This window comes from Bartonella refiksaydamii (genome assembly GCF_902652675.1).
GTDB lineage: Bacteria > Pseudomonadota > Alphaproteobacteria > Rhizobiales > Rhizobiaceae > Bartonella > Bartonella refiksaydamii.
Map to the genome: position 1 here is coordinate 1 of NZ_LR736396.1, position 912 is coordinate 912.

The following is a 912-nucleotide window of genomic DNA, read 5'->3' on the forward strand; positions in this document are numbered from 1 at the left end:
GGATTTAAGCGGGTTACTTTTGCTGATAAGCCAAATGTTATGCGGGAAAGTGGACAGTTTGCTCAGGAAATTTTTGAGAAAATCGCGCAAAATTATCCGGAAATTAAAGCAGATATTCATAATGTTGATGCGGTTGCTTTATGGATTGCAACGAAGCCAGAGCAGTTTGGTGTGATTGTTGCTGAAAACATGTTTGGCGATATTCTCTCTGACCTTGCTGCTGGAGTAATGGGTGGATTGGGGCTTGCGTCTAGCGCAAATGTGGGAAGCGAGGTTGCTTATTTTGAACCCGTTCATGGGAGTGCACCGCGCATTGCTGGACAGAATAAAGCAAATCCTTCTGCCATGCTTTATACCACGGCTTTACTTTTAGAGCATTTAGGTTTTCAAGAGGAAGCAAAACAATTATCTGAGAGTGTTGATCAGGTTATTCGTACTGGAAAAACTGTCACTTATGATTTGGGAGGTGTAGCCTCTACACGTCAAATGGCTGAAGCTGTTCTTAATTCTCTTGTAAATCCTGTCTCTGTTTGTCGTGCGGCAATTATTACGGTTGGTGATGAACTCCTTTCAGGACAATATTTGAATACGAATTTGCAGGATTTGAGTCAAAGCTTGAACAAGAGAAATGTCCAAGTGACGCGTCATTTTGTTTGCGCTGATCAATTACAGCAAATAAGTGAGACAGTGATTGCTTGTCTTGGACAAGAAGATCTTATCATTATCAGTGGGGGATTAGGACCAACATCAGATGACAAAACACGCGACGCAATTGCCCAAGCTGTACAGCAGCCTTTGGTTCATCATGAAGCTGTTTGGCAAACGATAAAAGGTCAATTGCAACGGTTAGGTATTGCGCCTGATGCTAGCAATGCGCGTCAAGCGTTGTTTCCAGAAACAGCAACCGTGCTT

General features: G+C 42.9%; 1 protein-coding gene. It reads left to right on the forward strand.

The annotated features are described in order from the left end of the window. A partial coding sequence (locus GQO39_RS08730) for an isocitrate/isopropylmalate family dehydrogenase (protein WP_246668567.1) occupies positions 1–912 on the forward strand: 912 nt, incomplete at both ends.